The organism is Phenylobacterium sp. (assembly GCF_030693805.1).
In the GTDB taxonomy this organism is placed as follows: Bacteria; Pseudomonadota; Alphaproteobacteria; order Caulobacterales; family Caulobacteraceae; genus Phenylobacterium.
In genome coordinates this window covers 1-1,116 of the sequence record NZ_JAUXZW010000228.1, presented here as the reverse complement: position 1 = coordinate 1,116, position 1,116 = coordinate 1, and the positions used below count along the sequence as shown (strand labels likewise).

Here is a 1,116-nt window from a genome sequence, read left to right as displayed (position 1 = left end):
TCCACGCTACGTCGAGTTCATCGACCAATTCCCCAAGACGCCGACCCAGCGGATACAGAAGAAAGACCTCTCGCGCCACGTGGCCGGAGTCTGGGACGTCGCTGCCACGGACTTTCGCCCCAACAAACACTGAGGCTCAGCGCCACACCCACCGTCACCTCCGTCACTTTCCCTTTTTCATTTGATAGGAAAAAACATGATCCGAGCAAATTTGAATTCCTGGTGCAAAGCGGTTGCGGCGAGCGCAGCCATTTTGCTGGGCACATGCGCAAACGCGGAGTTCCCGGACAAGCCGCTCAACCTGATCGTCGGATTTTCGGCGGGTGGTGGCGTTGACGTGGTCGGAAGAACCATCGCGCAGGGCTTGTCTGTGCAACTGAAGACATCCGTCGTGGTCGACAACAAGACGGGGGCTTCGGGCGCTATCGCGGCCCAGCACGTGAAGCGGGCTGCGCCAGACGGCTACACCCTGCTGATGGCGCCAACCACCTCCTATGTGATGACCGAAAAAATGGTGGGACCTGAGGTCACAGGCTATGAAATGGCGAAGGACTTCAGTCCGGTTGCCACGGTCGGGGAACTGCCGTTGGTGATGTTGTCATCGAAGTCAAGTGCCATTGCTTCGTATGCCGATGTGACCGCACTGGCACGCAAGAACCCGGGCAAGCTGGCCTACGGATCGTCTGGGAATGGATCGACCGAGCACATCGTCACCGAATGGTTCAGGCAGCAAAGCACATTGGAGTTGCTGCACGTGCCCTACCGGGGTTCTGCGCCGGCAATCGCCGATCTGTTCGCCGACCAGATTCAAATCCTGGTGACAACGTCGCCGACGGCGCTGACAAATCTCGCCACCGGTCGTGTCACAGCGGTTGGGGTAGCCAGCGCCCAGCGCTTGTCTGTCATGCCGGACGTCCCCACGTTCGCGGAGCAAGGCCTGCCACAGTTCATTGCCGCATCGGTGTATTCCGTGCTGGCCCCAAAAGGCACACCCGATGCCGTCATCACCACGCTGAACACGGCACTCAACCAAGCGTTGAGTGACGAAGCGACACAACGCCGGTTTGCGCAACTCGGGGTCCAAGTCGTGCGCAGCACGCCATTGCAGGCGCGGGA

The 1,116-nt window shown here is 59.9% G+C and carries 1 protein-coding gene; it reads left to right on the top strand.

Translation table 11 applies throughout. From position 1 onward, the window contains the following. Positions 1–196: 196 nt before the first annotated feature. Positions 197–1,116: tripartite tricarboxylate transporter substrate binding protein (locus Q8M88_RS08825; RefSeq protein WP_305596468.1), on the top strand; the 920-nt coding region annotated here is incomplete at its 3' end.